Source organism: Brevundimonas lutea (assembly GCF_003704105.1).
GTDB lineage: Bacteria > Pseudomonadota > Alphaproteobacteria > Caulobacterales > Caulobacteraceae > Brevundimonas > Brevundimonas lutea.
On record NZ_QUOQ01000003.1, the window covers coordinates 217,352 to 231,131 of the forward strand.

Here is a 13,780-nt window from a genome sequence, read left to right on the forward strand (position 1 = left end):
GGCTTGCGTGAGTTGCTGATGACGTGCCGGCGTGCGCGGGCTTAGTCCTCGGCCCTCACTGGGCAGACGGGCGTTTATTGCGCCGTCCGCGCAGGCTGTGAGCTTCCATCCATCACCGCGATCGCCTCGCGGATATATGCGGCGTGAGCCACCACCCCGATGTCCAGCTGCTCGCCGTCCAGGATCACCGACTGGACCAGCACGCCGGCGACGAAGGGATGATCCGGCGGAACCACGCCCGGACGACGCCGCGCCTGGGCCGTCCAGAACACCGGCCCGCCCGAGTTGCCGGAGAAGACCTTGAAATCCAGCAGGAAGGTCGGGAACGCCTCAATCGGCGTCAAAGGCCACGAGGCCACCCGCCCCACCCTCAGGATCGGAAATCCGGCCCGGTTCGACGACAGGCCGCGTGGAAAGCCCAGCGCCATCAGCTCGTCGCCCGGCCCGACGCCCAGCGTATCCAGGCCGTCCCGCTCGGCCAGCCAGCCCAGCGGGATGGCGGCGCGTGTAAACGCCTCCGGCGCCTCGATCCGCATCACGGCGATGTCCTGGTCCGGATGGCGGGTCCAGCGCGCCACGCCGTCGTCGCGAATGGCCACCTGCTGGGGCTCGAACCGCCACCCGACCGCGCCCTCGCGCGGACTGCGCCAGCCGACCCGCGCCTCGTCATCCGGCATCCGCTCCAGCACATGGGCGGCGGTGACCAGCAGGGTGCGCGGCTGGCCGTCCGGCGTCGGCGCGTCGACCAGGAAGCCTGTCCCGACCGTGCGCGTGCCATCGCCGAGCGGCTGGTCCAGCTGCACCGTGGCGTTGATCAGGCCGACGGTCAGGTCCCAGGCCGGTGCGGCTGCGGCGGGCGATGCCGGGGCCTCGACCACGATTTCGGGCGGCGGCAGGTCTTGGGGCTGAATGAACACTTTGACATTTGACGGCGTCGGCCGCGCGGGCACAAGGTCCGCCGCCACTCCATCGGGGACTTCCATGAACCGCCGCCAGATGCTCGCCGCCTCGACCGCCGCAGCCGCAACCGCCGCCGTGGGCGCCCCCGCCTTTTCCCAGACCCCCGCTTCCCAGTCCTCAACCGGAGCCTCGATGACCGCACCGACCCCGCCCGTCGCCAAGAAGATCCCCGTCATCATCGAACAGCTGGGCCGCACCCGGGTCGATGAGTATCAGTGGATGAAGGACGACAACTGGCAGGCGGTGCTGCGCGACCCGACTCTGATCAAGGCCGACGTCAAGGAGCACCTGACGGCCGAGAACGCCTACCGCGAGGCGATGATGGCCTCGACCCTGCCACTGCAGGACGAGATGTTCCGCGAGATGCGCGGCCGCATCAAGGAGGACGACAGCTCCGTCCCCGCCAAGGACGGGCCGTGGGAATACTACACCCGCTTTGACGCTGGGGCTCAGCATCCCCTGTGGTGCCGCCGCCCCGTCGGTCAGGTCGAGGGCGAACAGGTCCTGCTGAACGGCCCGGCCGAGGCCGAGGGCAAGGCCTATTGGGAAGCCGGCGATGTCGGAAACAGTCCTGACCACACACTGTTCGCCTATGCCGAGGACAGCCAGGGCTCGGAAGTCCACCGCATCCTGGTCAAGGATCTGGAGACCGGCCAGCTGGTGGGTGAGCCGATCGAGTCGGCCAGCGCAAACCTGACCTTCTCGCCCGACAGCCAGTGGATCTTCTGGACCAACCGCGACGACAACGGCCGCCCGGACAAGATCTTCCGCCGCCTCGCGCGAGGCGGCGACATCGCCTTGGTCTATGAGGAGCAGGATGACGGCTTCTTCCAGGGCGTCGGCCGCACCGCCGACGACGCCTTCGTGGTCATCTCCATCGCCAATCAGGAAACGTCCGAAGCCCGCATCATCCCCGCCGCCGACCCGACCGGCACGCCCGTGGTGGTCGAGCCGCGCCATACCGGCCGCCTGTACGACCTCGACCACTGGGGCGACCGCTGGGTGATCCGGACCAACGCCGATGACGCCATCGACTTCAAGATCGTGGAGGCCCCGACCGCGTCTCCCGCCAAGGCGAACTGGACGGACCTGGTCGCCCACACGCCCGGCCGCTTCATTGAGAGCCTGGACCTGACCCGCGATCACATCGCCCGCCAGGAACGCGCCGACGCCAACACCAGGATCGTGGTCCGCGACCGCCAGGGCGCCGAGCACGAAATCGCGGTCGACGAACCCGCCTACGCCCTGACCCTGATGGGCGCCTCGGAGTTCGACACGACCCAGAGCCGTTACGCCTACAATTCGCCGTCCACCCCGACCTCGACCTACGACTATGACCTCGCCGCCCGCGAGCGGACCCTGCGCAAGGTGCAGGAGGTGCCATCCGGCCACGATCCGGCCGCCTATGTGGTCGAGCGGCTGAACGCCCCGGCTTCGGACGGCGAGCTGGTCCCGGTCACCGTGCTGCGCCATCGCGACACGCCCGTGGATGGCTCGGCGCCCGTGCTGCTCTACGGCTACGGCTCTTACGGCATCCCGATGCCGGCCAGCTTCTCGACCAACCGGCTCAGCCTGGTCGATCGCGGCTGGATCTACGCTATCGCCCACATCCGGGGCGGCTCGGACAAGGGCTGGAACTGGTTCCTCTCGGCCCGCCGCTTCACCAAGAAGAACACCTTCACCGACTTCATCGCCGCCGCCGAACACCTGATCGATCGCGACTATGCCTCGGCGGGCAAGATCGTCGCCCAGGGCGGCTCAGCGGGAGGTCTGTTGATGGGCGCCGTGACCAACATGCGGCCCGATCTGTGGGGCGGCGTGATCGGCCAGGTGCCCTTCGTCGACGTGATCAACACCATGTCCGACACCTCCCTGCCGCTGACGCCGCCGGAATGGCCCGAGTGGGGCAATCCGATCGAGGACGCCGAGGCTTACGACTACATGATGAGCTACAGCCCGTACGATCAGGTCACCGCTCAGGCCTATCCGCCGATCCTGGCCACCGGCGGCCTGTCCGACCCGCGCGTCACCTACTGGGAGCCGGAGAAGTGGGTCGCGCGCCTCAGGCCCGCCACCACCTCGGGCAAGCCGGTGCTGTTGAAGATCAACATGGAGGCCGGCCATGGCGGCGCCTCGGGCCGGTTCGACTATCTGAAGGAGGTCGCCCACGACTACGCCTTCGCCGTCTGGGCCATCGACGAAGGCTGGACGCGGGTCTGATCCGCGTCACTGGGCCGGAACTCCCGGTCAAGCTTGACGTTCGTCGCTGCGGGGCCGCCTTGGCTCCGGGAGGACGACCATGCGCGAACCCGACACCGAGACCGTCATCATCCGCGAGCCGACCGACACCGTGGTCGTCGAACGCACCGTGCCTGTTCGCGATCCTGCCAATCCGGCCGTCTGGTTCCTGATCGGCCTGCTGGTGATCGCCATCCTGATCGGCCTGGCCTGGCTGTTCACGCGCGAGGATGACGTCGCCGACGACGCCCTGATCGCCGCCCAGACCGAGGCCGCCATCGCCTCCTCGACCGCCCAGCAGGCGGTGATCGAAGCCAACGCCGCCCGCGCCGACGCCGCCCTGTCCGACGCCCGCGCGCGTCTGGAGGCCTCCAGCGCCGCCGCCGCCCGCGCGGCCGAGGCTGCCGTCACCCCGCCGCCGCCCGCCGTGGTGGAGGTCCAGGCGCCGCCGCCGGTCACCGACACAGGCGGCTCTGCGGTCGTCACGACGACCACGCCTCAGCCCTGAGCCTTTCCGGCCACCGGAGACTTTGATGCCCAGCCCTAGGCCCCTCGCTCTCGCCGCCCTCCTCGCGAGCGGTCTCTTCCTCTCGGCCACAGGCGCAGAGGCTTGCAGCTGCCTCCGGGCCGAGAGCGCCGCCGCGCAGATGGCCGACGCCGAATTGGTCTTCATCGGTCGGGTCGAACGCACCGCCGCGCCCGGTGTCGACGGCATGACAAAGACCCGCTTCGTGGCCCTGCGCACCCTCAAGGGCGAGCATCAGGACAGCCGCACGATCGAACACCACACCGTCAGCGCAACCTGCGGCATGACCTACGAAGCGGATCAGTATGTGATCGTCCTGGCCGGCGCGGAGGGCGGACGGTTGAGCACGAGCCTGTGCCAACAGCCCATGTTCGACTGGAGCGATTACCTGAAGGCCGGCGACGCGCCGCCTCAGCAGACGGCCATGGCGACGTCGCCCATCAACTGCGCGACCGCCCGCGCCTGACGCTCAGACCGCCGCCGGCCCGTACAGCGCCTTCGCCCGTGCTTCGAAACAGCCCATCAGCCGCCCGACCGCGCGGTCGAAATTGGCGTGCAGCATGGCGTCCAGCAGCCGCGTCTTGAAGGCGAAGTCGATCATGAACTCCACGCGGCACCCCTCGGGATGGTCATGGAATTCCCAGCGGTTCTTCAGATGCCTGAACGGACCGCGCAACAGACCGACCTCGACCACATGCCGCGCGCGATCATGCTTCACCCACGTCGAGAACCGCTCCTTCAGAAAGGCGAACCCGACGTGCGCCTCGGCGTCCAACTTGCTGATGTCACCCTCATTCCGGGCGTTCCAGGTCCGCATTGAACTGACCCAGGGCACGAAGTCCGGATAGGCCCCGACGTCGGCCACCAGCTGGGCCAGCTGGTCCGGCCGGTAAGGCAGGACGCGGGTGACGCGATGGACGGCCAAGTGCCTGTCAGCGACCGGTCTGCGCCAGCCGCGCCGCCTTCAGCCGGGCGAAGTCGTCGCCGGCGTGGTGCGAGCTGCGGGTCAACGGCGAGGACGACACCATCAGGAACCCCTTGGCCCGCGCAATGGCGGCATAGGCGTTGAACTCTTCCGGCGTCACGAACCGGTCGATGGCGGCGTGCTTGCGGGTCGGCTGCAGGTACTGGCCGATTGTGATGAAATCGACGCCCGCCGAGCGCATGTCGTCCATCACCTGCATGACCTCTTCCTTGGTCTCGCCCAGACCGACCATGATGCCGGACTTGGTGAACTGGTTGGGGTCGCGCTCCTTGACCTGCTGCAGCAGCCGCAGCGAGTGGAAGTACCGCGCGCCGGGCCGGATCTTCAGATACAGGCGCGGCACGGTCTCCAGATTGTGGTTGAAGACATCCGGTCGCGCGTCGATCATCACCTCGGCCGCGCCATCTTTCCGCAGGAAGTCCGGTGTCAGGATCTCGATCGTGGTCCGGGGCGCCTGGCGACGGATCTCACGCACAACCTCGGCGAAGTGGGTGGCGCCGCCGTCGGCGACGTCATCGCGATCGACCGAGGTGATCACCACGTGGTTCAGGCCCAGCTGCGCTACAGCCAGCCCGACCTTGCCCGGCTCTTCCGGGTCCAAAGGCTGCGGCAGGCCCGTCTTGACGTTACAGAAGGCGCAGGCCCGCGTGCAGGTGTCGCCCATGATCATCAGGGTGGCGTGCTTCTGGCTCCAGCACTCGCCGATGTTGGGACAGGCCGCCTCCTCGCAGACGGTCTTCAGCCCCTTCTCGTGCACGATCGCCTTGGTGGCGTTGTACTGGCCCGACCCCGGCGCCTTGACCCGCAGCCAGTCCGGCTTGCGCAACACCGCCGTCTCGGGCCGATTGGCCTTCTCCGGGTGACGCAGCTGCGACGGCGACGTCTTCAGGGTGTCGATCAGCGTCACCATGGCGGCGGGGGCGTCTCCGAGGGCTCCGGGCGGACCCGCTATGTCGGGGGTTTGCGGACGAATGGCAAGGCCACCGGCGGGATCGCTCGACGGCCGCACCAGACGGGCCTAGCCTGCCGGAATGATCAGCGCCCTCATCCTGTCCGCCGCCCTCGCCCTGCAGCCTCCGACCGAGGCCGCGCCCTCTGCGCCCGTTGCCGCCGTCGCCGAAACCGGCGCCGAGGCCGAGGTCGGGCGGGTGCTGGACCAGCTCCACGCCACGGCGGCCAGCGCCGATGAAGCGGTCTATTTCGACCTTTTCACGCCCAGCGCCCGCTTCATCGGCACCGACGCGACCGAGCGCTGGACCATGACCGAGTTCCGCGCCTTCGCCGAACCCTATTTCCAGCGCGACACGGCCTGGACCTACCGCGCCCGCGAACGGGTCATCGATATCGCGCCGTCCGGCGACGTGGCCTGGTTCGACGAGCGGCTGGACAACGCCAGCTATGGAGAGACGCGCGGCTCGGGTGTGCTGGTTCGGACCGACGACGGCTGGAAGATCGCCCAGTACGTGCTCAGCTTCGCCGTGCCGAACGCGGTCGCCGACGATGTGGTGGCGCGTATTCGTCAGGGCGAGCCCTAGGCCCTGACGGCGCGCTCGACGCTCAGTGCCGGGCCGGACCTCGTCTCCACCCATGCACCGGTCAGTTCGAACACCTCGGACAGGACTTGCGGCCGCAAAGCCTCCATCGACGCGCCGACCGCTGCCATTCGGCCTTTCGCCATCACCGCCACCCGGTCGCCGGCACGAGCGGCCAGCCCCAGGTCGTGCAGGCTGGCCAGCACCGCCGCCCCCGCCTGCGCCCGCTCGCGCAACACCTCCAGCACGAGCAGCTGGGCGTCGGGGTCCAGGTCGGTCAGGGGCTCGTCCAGCACCAGCAGCGGCGCCTCGGTGACCAGCAGACGGGCCAGCATCACCCGCGCCCGCTCCCCGCCCGACATCTCGGCCACGCCCCGGTCCGCCAGATGTCCGGCCTCCAGCCGCTCCAGCCAGCGCCGCGCGCGCGCCACGGCTTCCGAACCGGTCAGGAACGGCGCCCCCAGCGCCGCCACCTCGACCGCCGGCATGTTCCAGGCCAGCCGCCGCTGTTGCGGCAGCCAGGCCGCCCGCCGCGCCCGGTCGCCCGGCGACAGCGAACTCACCGCTTGTCCGCCCAGCCGCGCCTCGCCGCCCGCCAGCGGAATCAGACCCAGCGCCCCCCGCATCAGGCTGGTCTTCCCCGCCCCGTTCGGCCCGGCCAGCACCACCACCTCTCCGGCCGCGACGGTCAGAACGACGCCGTCCAGAACCGTCCGGCGACCCAGCGCAGCCCGCGCCCCGATCAGTTCCAGCGCCGGGCCGCTCACAGCCGCCACTCGCGCGCCGCGCGCCAGGCGATAAGGGCGAACAGCGGCGCCCCGACCAGGGCGCTCAGCACCCCCAGCTTCAGCTCCTGATCCGTCGGCATGGTCCGCGCCAGCACATCGGCCAGGGTCAGCATCAGCCCGCCCGCCAGCGCCGAGGGGATCAGCAGTCGCCCGGGATCGCCCCTCACCGCAGCCCTGACGAGATGCGGCGCCGCCAGGCCGACGAAGCCGATCACTCCCGCCACCGCCGTCGCCGCCCCCGCCGCCAGGGCCGCCGCCAAGACAGCCATCAGCCGCATACGCCGCATCGACAGGCCCGACATCTCGGCCGCCTCCTCGCCCAGGCTCAGCTGCCTCAGGCCCGGCGCCGACGCTCGCGCCAGCAGCACGACCACAACCACCACGGGCGCCACCCAGGCGGCGTCTATCCACGACCGGTTCTGCACCGACCCCATCAGCCAGTTCATCACCTCGGCCGCCGCGATCGGGCTAGGCGAAAGATTGAACACCAGCGCCGTCAGGGCGCCCGCGAAGGCCGACAGCGCCACCCCGAACAGGATCAGGGTCTCCGGCGACCGCGTCCGCGCCGCCACGGCGACCAGGGCGCCGCCCGCCAGCCCCGCGCCGGCCAGGGCGGCCAGCTCGATCACGCCCGGCGCCGCGCCCGCGCCCAGGATCAGGGCCAGCGCGCCGCCCAGGGCCGCCGAGGCCGAGACTCCCAGCACCCCCGGATCGGCCAGCGGGTTGCGCAACAGCCCCTGCAGCACCGCCCCCGACACGGCCAGCGCCGCCCCGACCAGAAAGGCGCACACCGACCTCGGCGCCCGCACCTGCCACAGCACCTCGGCCGGCGCCGAGCCCGGCTGTCCGAACGCCTCGGCCCAGTCGCGCCCGGTGAACACCGTCTCGCCGATGGCGACACCCAGCGCCAGCGCCGCCACGGCCCCCAGCATTAGGCAGAGCTCCAGCCGGCTCATTCTCCCACCTCCGCCAGACGTCGCGCCGCACTCGCCGCGAACCAGGCCGGGCAGCTGAGCTCAGAGGCGGGCAGGCTGATCCTCGGCCGCTCCGCCATGCGCCGCGCCAGCGCAGGATGCCGCCCCGGCCCGCGCCGGTCGCGTCGCACATCGTCGAAGAAACCCAGCACGAACCGCGCCGGCGGCTGCATCACCAGCCGCTCGATCGACACCGGCCCAAAGCCCGGCGCCGGCGCGGCGTTGCGCAGGCCCGCCGCCGTCAGCATCGCGTCGATCAGTGTCCCAGCCCCCGCCGTGAACCCGCCCGCCGTCAGATACAGCGCCGACCGCGTCCGAAGCCCTGTCCCCGCCGCCGCCAAATCCGTATCCATCTCCGCCACCAGCGGATCGGCCGCCTCCGGCCGGCCCAGGCCTTTGGCCACCGCCTGCACATTGGCCCGCACGCCGTGGAAGTCCGTGGCGTCGGGGATGGTCACCACCGGCAGGCCGCGCCGCTCCAGGCCGCGCAGCAGCGCCGGATCGCCGCCCCAGTAGCGCACCACCACATCCGGACGCGCCATCACCACCGCCTCCAGCCCCGGCCGCGCCAGACGATGCCCGGCCGCCGCCTCGCGCATATAGGAGTCTGCGTCATCGGCGCGCGGCGACAGGGTCAGGCGGTCGCCCTCCTCGCGCATGGCCAGTACGAACTGGTCGGCACACTGATCCAGCGACAGGATCGACAGGGGCCGCGCTTCTGCCACACCGGCGCTCAGCACCAGCGTAGCCAATCCGGCTGCTGCCGACCTCAGCGCAGCAGCCGGGCGAGCAGAGCGTCTGTGGTCAATCGGCACAGCGTTTCCGCCTCCGCCCAGGCCAGATAGGGCTTGGTGATCCGCAGCGACACCACGCCGTGCACCGACGCCCACAGCGCCTGTGCCGCCACCTCGACCGGCGCGGTCAGCCGACCCTCGGCGTCCAGCTGCTCCACCGGCGCCAGAAACTGGCGATACAGGTCCGCGCCCATGGCCTGGGCGGCGTCCTCCGCTCCCTCCTTCGCCTCGCTGGGGCGGGTCATGTAGATCAGGCTGTAGGCGTTGGAATGCTGCAGGGCGAACCGCGCATAGTCCGCCGTCATCGCTCTCAGCTTTTCCTCCGGACTGGCGCTTGAGGCCGCGATCCGCCGGCTGTGGTCCAGCAACATCTCGAACGCCTCGCGGCATATCTCCGCCAGGATCGCCCGCTTGTCCGGAAAATGCATGTAGAGGGCCGTGGACGACAGCCCGACCTCGTCGGCGATCTTGCGGATCGTCGCGCCTTCATAGCCGTGCTCGACGAAGATGCGGCCGGCGGCCTCCAGGATTTCGCCCCGGCGGGCGTGGCCCTCGCCCTTGGGCTTTCTCGACGACCGGATCGCGGCGGCGGCAGGCGGCAAGGCCATCATCCCGTTACGCGGTCCCATACCCGGGACCGGGCGGCCTGCTTAGCCGCATTTGCGCGCGGAGGCCAAGCTGGGCATTGTCGTAAAGCGGCGTTCTCGGGGAGGGGCAATGCCAGATCAGGCGAGCGACAGGCGACCGGTGCACGGGCCTCCGCGCCGCGAAAGCGCGCAGAAGGCCGGTCTGACGCGCGGCCAGCTCACCGCGCTGATCGTCGGCCTCGCCGTCATCGTCGCCGTCGCCCTGACCTTCCCCGCGCGGGTCTGGACGGGTTTGGTCTATTTCACCTGGGCCGTCTTTCTGATCATCGCGACCTGGCGCCTCCTGGTGATCCTGACACCGCGCGGCGCGGCCCCGGTCGCCCGCCTCGATGTGCTGCCGCGCTACACCGTCGTCGCCGCCCTCTATGATGAGGCGGCCATGCTGCCCCAGCTTGTCGAGCGGTTGTCCCGCCTCGATTATCCGTCCACCAGGCTGCAGGGGCTGATCGTGCTCGAGGCGGACGACCAGGCGACGCTCTCCGCCGCGCGATCGCTTCCCCTGCCGACATGGATGGCGATCCTCGTGGTGCCCGCCGACACGCCCGGCCCGCGCACCAAGCCGCGCGCGCTGAACCACGCGCTCAACCACGCCACGGGCGACCTGGTCACCGTCTACGACGCCGAGGACGATCCTCATCCGGCGCAACTGCGTGAGGCCGCCGCCCGCTTCCAGCGGCCTGGTCACGACATCGCCTGCTTCCAGGCCCCGCTGCGCATTCGCGTCGCGCCCGGCCGTGACGGCTTCCTGGAGCGCCAGTTCGCGGCCGAATACGCCAGCCTGTTCGAGGTCACCCTGCCGGCCATGGCGCGTCTCGGCCTGCCCTTCCCGCTCGGCGGCACCAGCAATCACTTCCGCGCCGACATTCTGCGCCAGGTCGGCGGTTGGGATCCCTGGAACGTCACCGAGGATGCCGACCTCGGCTACCGTCTGTGGAAGCGCGGCTGGCGGCTCGGCGTCCTGACTCGCGCGACGTGGGAGAGCCCCCCGACCGACCTCGACCAGTGGCTGCCCCAGCGCACCCGCTGGCTGAAGGGCTATATGCAGACCTGGGGCGTCCATATGCGCGCGCCGTGGCGCCTGGGCCTGCGCGGCTTCTGGTCGCTTCAGATCACCACAGGGGTCGCCATCCTGTCGGCCGCCGTCCACGCCCTGACCGCAGCCTGGATGATCATGCTGGGCATGACGGCGGCGACCAAGGGCCTGTCGCCCGCCACCCCGCCGATCGCCGTCCTGGTCCTGGCCGCAGGCGTTCTGGCCGCGTGGCTGACCTGCTGGTTGGGTCTCAGACGCGCCGGCGGTCGGTATCGCCTGATCGACGCCGTGTCGGCCCCGACTTACTGGTCCCTGACGACCGTCGCCCTTTTTCAGGCCGCCTGGCGCCTGGTCACCCAACCCTACGCCTGGGACAAGACCCCGCACGAACCTGATGAGGCGACCGTCCCGGCCTCTGGACGCGAGGCGGCCTGACCCCTTACAGCCAGCCCGATGATCAGCCCCGCTATAGCCGCCAACGCCGAGACGGTGCGCACCCGCGCCTGGGCCGACTACGCCCTCCTCGACAGCGGCGACGGCGGGAAGCTCGAGCGCTATGGCCGCTTCACCGTGGTCCGGCCCGAGCCGCAGTGCTTCTGGTCCCCCGCCCGTCCCGAACTCTGGGCCAACCCCGACGCCGTCTTCGACCCCACCGACGAGGACGAGGCCGGCCGCTGGCGCTTCGGCGGCGCCGCGCTGGACCGTTTCGACCTGGGCTGGGGCGCGGCCCGTTTCGCCGGCCGCTTCACCCCCTTTCGCCATCTCGCCTTCTTCCCGGAGCAAGCGGGAAACTGGGAATGGCTGGACGCCCGCCTGCGCGGCCTGCGCTCAAGCAGCCCGAAGGGCGGTAGCGCACCAAGATTCCTGAACCTGTTCGGTTACACGGGCGTCGCCAGCCTCGTCGCCGCCGCCGCCGGGGCCGAGGTCACCCACGTCGACGCCTCCAAGAAGTCTGTCGCCTACGCCCGCGAGAACGCCGCCCTGTCCGGCCTTGAGGACGCGCCCGTCCGCTGGATCGTCGAGGACGCCCGCAAATACGTCGCCCGTGAGGTCCGGCGCGGCTCCAAATACCAGGGCATCATCCTCGACCCGCCCAAATACGGGCGCGGCCCGACCGGCGAGGTCTGGCGGCTGTTCGAAGACCTGCCCGGCCTGCTGACCGACTGCGCCGCCCTGCTGGCCGACGACGCCGACTTCCTTTTGGTCAACGGCTATGCCGCGCGGGTGTCGGGCCTGTCCCTCGCCCACATGACCCGCCAGGCGCTGGCCGGCCGCTCCGGCGTTATCGACTGGGGCGAGCTGGCCCTGGTCGAGGACAGCGAGCGCGCCGCCGAGATCGGCCTCAGCTTCTTCGCCCGCTGGCGCGCCCGATGAGCGAACGCCTGATCACCAGCCTGACCAACGACACGGTCAAGGCCGTCCGCGCCCTGCATATGCGCAAGGAGCGCGAGCAGTCCGGCCGCTTCCTGGCCGAAGGTCTCAAGTTCATCGGCGAGGCGCTGGACCAGGGCCGCGCCCCTCGCCTGCTGCTGGTCGGCCAGGACGCCCGCCCGCACCCCCTGCTCGACCGCGCCCGCTCCGAGACTCTCAAGGCCGGCGGCGAGGTGGTCGCCGTCACCCACCCGATCCTCGCCAAGATTTCCCGCAAGGAGAACCCACAGACCGTGCTGGGCGTGTTCGATCAGGCCTACACGGACCTGGACGCCATCGACCCGACCACCGCGCCCGCCTGGGTGGCGCTGGAGCAAGTGCGCGATCCGGGCAATCTCGGCACCATCATCCGCACCGCCGACGCGGCCGGCGCCGGCGGAGTCATTCTGATCGGCGATTGCTGCGACCCCTTCTCCACCGAGGCGGTGCGCGCCACCATGGGCTCGGTCTTCGCCGTCCAGATCGCCCGCGCTTCAGTCGAGGACTTCCTGATCTGGCGCGCGCGCTGGCCCGGCAGCGTCATCGGCACCCGGCTGGACGCCACCCACGGCTATCGCGACGCGCCTGTCCGCGCCCCGGCGCTTATTCTGATGGGCAATGAACAGGCCGGCCTCACAGACCGCCTCGCCGCCGCCTGCGACCTCAACGTCAAGATCCCCATGCGCGGCCGCGCCGACAGCCTCAACCTCGCCATCGCCACCGGCGTCATGCTTTATGCTGTGACAGAGAAGAGCTGATGGCGACCCACACGGCCACGATCTCATGGAGCGCGGGCGCCGCGGACTTCGCCTCGGGCCGCTACAGCCGTGCCCACGTCTGGCGCTTCGACGGCGGCGTCGAGGTCGCGGCCTCGTCCAGCCCCTCGGTCGTGCCCCTGCCCCTTTCTGTCGAGGCGGCCGTCGATCCCGAGGAGGCCTTCGTCGCCGCCCTGTCCAGCTGCCACATGCTATGGTTTCTGTCCCTGGCCGCGGAGGCTGGCTGGGTCGTGACCGGCTACGAGGATCGCGCCGAGGGTCGGATGGGCCGAAACCCCGAGGGGCGGCTGGCTATGCTGGAGGTCGTGCTGGCGCCCGACCTTCGCTTCCATGGCGCAAGCCCAAGCGCCGCGGAGATCGACGCTCTCCACCACGCCGCGCACGACCGATGCTTTCTGGCCAATTCGGTGACGACCGAGGTGCGGGTCGCAGCTCTGGCGTAAGCGCTCGCGCGTCGCCTTATCCGGCCGGCAGCAACCGGACGGAGTTCAGGGTCGCCTGTGTGGCGTCGTCCAGACCGTAGAGACCGTCGGTGGTCGCCACGACGGCGCGGCCGCCGTCACCGATGACCGCCCAAAGGCACTCGCCCCCGGCCGCGTGGAACCCATTCTCGCCTTCGATGCCGCAGGTCACGACGGCCTTCATGCCCTGATAGTCGCCGGACCGGAATCGCTCGACCGCCACGGGCTCGAACCGTCCGTAGGTGGTCATCCAGCGTCCTTGGGCGTCGGGCTCGAAGCCTGCCTCCTCCCGCGCCACGGTCTCCAGATCGCCATCGACCACGAGCAGGCGCAGCAGGGGGACCGTCTCGCCCTCGATGAGCTCGACCAGTTCGACGCAGGGGCGAGGCTGTTCGCCTTCAAACACCTCGCAGGCCCGGACCTGGCGATCCGCCGCATGGTCGAACGCGATCCCCACCGCCGGGTCGGAATAGGTCGCCAGCGTCGGGTCGGAAGGGTTGGCCGGCTGGACCGTCGCGGCGGCTTCCCCCTGGGCCGGCTGGCAAGCGCCCAGCGCCATGACGGCCAGCGCCGCGGCGAAAATGGTTGGTCTCATGGCCCCGCCCCCGTTCCTTGATCGCGATGACCTTGGCCTCCTACCGCTAGCCAAGGCAACC

At 70.4% G+C, this 13,780-nt stretch carries 16 protein-coding genes; 8 read left to right on the forward strand and 8 right to left on the reverse strand.

What is annotated here, in order from left to right; genetic code table 11:
* Positions 1-74 precede the first annotated feature (74 nt).
* Complete coding sequence (locus EES48_RS05030; protein WP_122465295.1) at positions 75-983, reverse strand: trypsin-like peptidase domain-containing protein; 909 nt, start codon at positions 981-983, stop codon at positions 75-77.
* On the opposite strand from EES48_RS05030, the gene EES48_RS05035 reads away from it, so the two are divergent.
* From EES48_RS05035 to EES48_RS05045, 3 genes are all read left to right on the forward strand, one after another.
* Positions 982-3,180, forward strand: coding sequence for a S9 family peptidase (locus tag EES48_RS05035; RefSeq protein WP_122465296.1), 2,199 nt, complete (start codon positions 982-984; stop codon positions 3,178-3,180). The genes EES48_RS05030 and EES48_RS05035 overlap by 2 nt on opposite strands.
* 79 nt (positions 3,181-3,259) lie before the next feature.
* On the forward strand, positions 3,260-3,706 hold the full coding sequence (locus EES48_RS05040) for a hypothetical protein (RefSeq protein WP_122465297.1): 447 nt from the start codon (positions 3,260-3,262) through the stop codon (positions 3,704-3,706).
* A 139-nt stretch (positions 3,707-3,845) separates the two neighbouring features.
* A complete protein-coding gene (locus tag EES48_RS05045) occupies positions 3,846-4,190 on the forward strand; it encodes a hypothetical protein (RefSeq protein WP_122465298.1) in 345 nt (114 codons plus the stop codon).
* A gap of 3 nt (positions 4,191-4,193) precedes the next feature.
* Here EES48_RS05045 and EES48_RS05050 read toward each other — a convergent pair whose 3' ends face one another.
* Positions 4,194-4,649: a type II toxin-antitoxin system RatA family toxin gene (locus EES48_RS05050; protein WP_122465299.1), complete on the reverse strand. Its 456-nt coding sequence runs from the start codon at positions 4,647-4,649 to the stop codon at positions 4,194-4,196.
* A gap of 7 nt (positions 4,650-4,656) precedes the next feature.
* Positions 4,657-5,619, reverse strand: coding sequence for a lipoyl synthase (gene lipA, locus EES48_RS05055; protein ID WP_122465300.1), 963 nt, complete (start codon positions 5,617-5,619; stop codon positions 4,657-4,659).
* A 121-nt stretch (positions 5,620-5,740) separates the two neighbouring features.
* Between lipA and EES48_RS05060 the strand changes: the two genes are divergently transcribed.
* Positions 5,741-6,244 carry a nuclear transport factor 2 family protein gene (locus tag EES48_RS05060; protein WP_122465301.1) on the forward strand — a complete coding sequence of 168 codons (504 nt, stop codon included), beginning with the start codon at positions 5,741-5,743 and terminating at the stop codon, positions 6,242-6,244.
* On the opposite strand, the gene EES48_RS05065 is transcribed toward EES48_RS05060, so the two are convergent.
* Genes EES48_RS05065 through EES48_RS15100 form a run of 4 tightly spaced genes read right to left on the reverse strand, consistent with a single transcriptional unit; the run spans position 6,241 to position 9,405 of the window.
* The gene (locus EES48_RS05065) at positions 6,241-7,017 is read right to left on the reverse strand and encodes an ABC transporter ATP-binding protein (RefSeq protein WP_122465302.1); all 777 of its coding nucleotides are present in this window, start codon (positions 7,015-7,017) and stop codon (positions 6,241-6,243) included. The two genes, EES48_RS05060 and EES48_RS05065, sit on opposite strands and share 4 nt — an antisense overlap.
* On the reverse strand, positions 7,005-7,985 hold the full coding sequence (locus EES48_RS05070) for a FecCD family ABC transporter permease (RefSeq protein WP_122465303.1): 981 nt from the start codon (positions 7,983-7,985) through the stop codon (positions 7,005-7,007). Before EES48_RS05070 ends, EES48_RS05065 begins: the two co-directional genes overlap by 13 nt.
* Positions 7,982-8,743 carry an ABC transporter substrate-binding protein gene (locus EES48_RS15095; RefSeq protein WP_240623229.1) on the reverse strand — a complete coding sequence of 254 codons (762 nt, stop codon included), beginning with the start codon at positions 8,741-8,743 and terminating at the stop codon, positions 7,982-7,984. The genes EES48_RS05070 and EES48_RS15095 overlap by 4 nt, the downstream gene beginning before the upstream one ends.
* Before the next feature lie 29 nt (positions 8,744-8,772).
* Positions 8,773-9,405 (reverse strand): TetR/AcrR family transcriptional regulator, encoded by a 633-nt coding sequence (locus tag EES48_RS15100; protein ID WP_240623259.1) that lies wholly within the window; start codon positions 9,403-9,405, stop codon positions 8,773-8,775.
* 139 nt (positions 9,406-9,544) lie between these two features.
* On the opposite strand from EES48_RS15100, the gene EES48_RS05085 reads away from it, so the two are divergent.
* From EES48_RS05085 to EES48_RS05100, 4 genes are read left to right on the forward strand one after another with little or no spacing between them, the layout of a single operon-like run.
* Positions 9,545-10,912 carry a glycosyltransferase gene (locus EES48_RS05085; protein WP_240623230.1) on the forward strand — a complete coding sequence of 456 codons (1,368 nt, stop codon included), beginning with the start codon at positions 9,545-9,547 and terminating at the stop codon, positions 10,910-10,912.
* Positions 10,913-10,933: 21 nt separating this feature from the next.
* Positions 10,934-11,851 (forward strand): class I SAM-dependent methyltransferase, encoded by a 918-nt coding sequence (locus EES48_RS05090; protein WP_420807945.1) that lies wholly within the window; start codon positions 10,934-10,936, stop codon positions 11,849-11,851.
* A complete protein-coding gene (locus EES48_RS05095) occupies positions 11,848-12,645 on the forward strand; it encodes a TrmH family RNA methyltransferase (RefSeq protein ID WP_122465307.1) in 798 nt (265 codons plus the stop codon). The genes EES48_RS05090 and EES48_RS05095 overlap by 4 nt, the downstream gene beginning before the upstream one ends.
* Positions 12,645-13,106: an OsmC family protein gene (locus EES48_RS05100; RefSeq protein ID WP_122465308.1), complete on the forward strand. Its 462-nt coding sequence runs from the start codon at positions 12,645-12,647 to the stop codon at positions 13,104-13,106. Before EES48_RS05095 ends, EES48_RS05100 begins: the two co-directional genes overlap by 1 nt.
* Positions 13,107-13,122: 16 nt before the next feature.
* Here the strand turns inward: EES48_RS05100 and EES48_RS05105 are convergent, their stop codons facing one another.
* The gene (locus EES48_RS05105) at positions 13,123-13,719 is read right to left on the reverse strand and encodes a hypothetical protein (protein WP_122465309.1); all 597 of its coding nucleotides are present in this window, start codon (positions 13,717-13,719) and stop codon (positions 13,123-13,125) included.
* Between the last annotated feature and the right edge of the window lie 61 nt (positions 13,720-13,780).

What these genes read in the sequence shown, in the direction of transcription:
- EES48_RS05035 (WP_122465296.1), top strand. Translation starts at nt 982, where the DNA reads ATGAACCGCCGCCAGATGCTCGCCGCCTCGACCGCCGCAGCCGCAACC.
- EES48_RS05030 (WP_122465295.1), bottom strand. Translation starts at nt 983, where the DNA reads ATGGAAGTCCCCGATGGAGTGGCGGCGGACCTTGTGCCCGCGCGGCCG.
- EES48_RS05040 (WP_122465297.1), top strand. Translation starts at nt 3,260, where the DNA reads ATGCGCGAACCCGACACCGAGACCGTCATCATCCGCGAGCCGACCGAC.
- EES48_RS05045 (WP_122465298.1), top strand. Translation starts at nt 3,846, where the DNA reads ATGGCCGACGCCGAATTGGTCTTCATCGGTCGGGTCGAACGCACCGCC.
- lipA (WP_122465300.1), bottom strand. Translation starts at nt 5,619, where the DNA reads ATGGTGACGCTGATCGACACCCTGAAGACGTCGCCGTCGCAGCTGCGT.
- EES48_RS05060 (WP_122465301.1), top strand. Translation starts at nt 5,741, where the DNA reads ATGATCAGCGCCCTCATCCTGTCCGCCGCCCTCGCCCTGCAGCCTCCG.
- EES48_RS05070 (WP_122465303.1), bottom strand. Translation starts at nt 7,985, where the DNA reads ATGAGCCGGCTGGAGCTCTGCCTAATGCTGGGGGCCGTGGCGGCGCTG.
- EES48_RS15100 (WP_240623259.1), bottom strand. Translation starts at nt 9,405, where the DNA reads ATGGCCTTGCCGCCTGCCGCCGCCGCGATCCGGTCGTCGAGAAAGCCC.
- EES48_RS05095 (WP_122465307.1), top strand. Translation starts at nt 11,848, where the DNA reads ATGAGCGAACGCCTGATCACCAGCCTGACCAACGACACGGTCAAGGCC.
- EES48_RS05100 (WP_122465308.1), top strand. Translation starts at nt 12,645, where the DNA reads ATGGCGACCCACACGGCCACGATCTCATGGAGCGCGGGCGCCGCGGAC.
- EES48_RS05105 (WP_122465309.1), bottom strand. Translation starts at nt 13,719, where the DNA reads ATGAGACCAACCATTTTCGCCGCGGCGCTGGCCGTCATGGCGCTGGGC.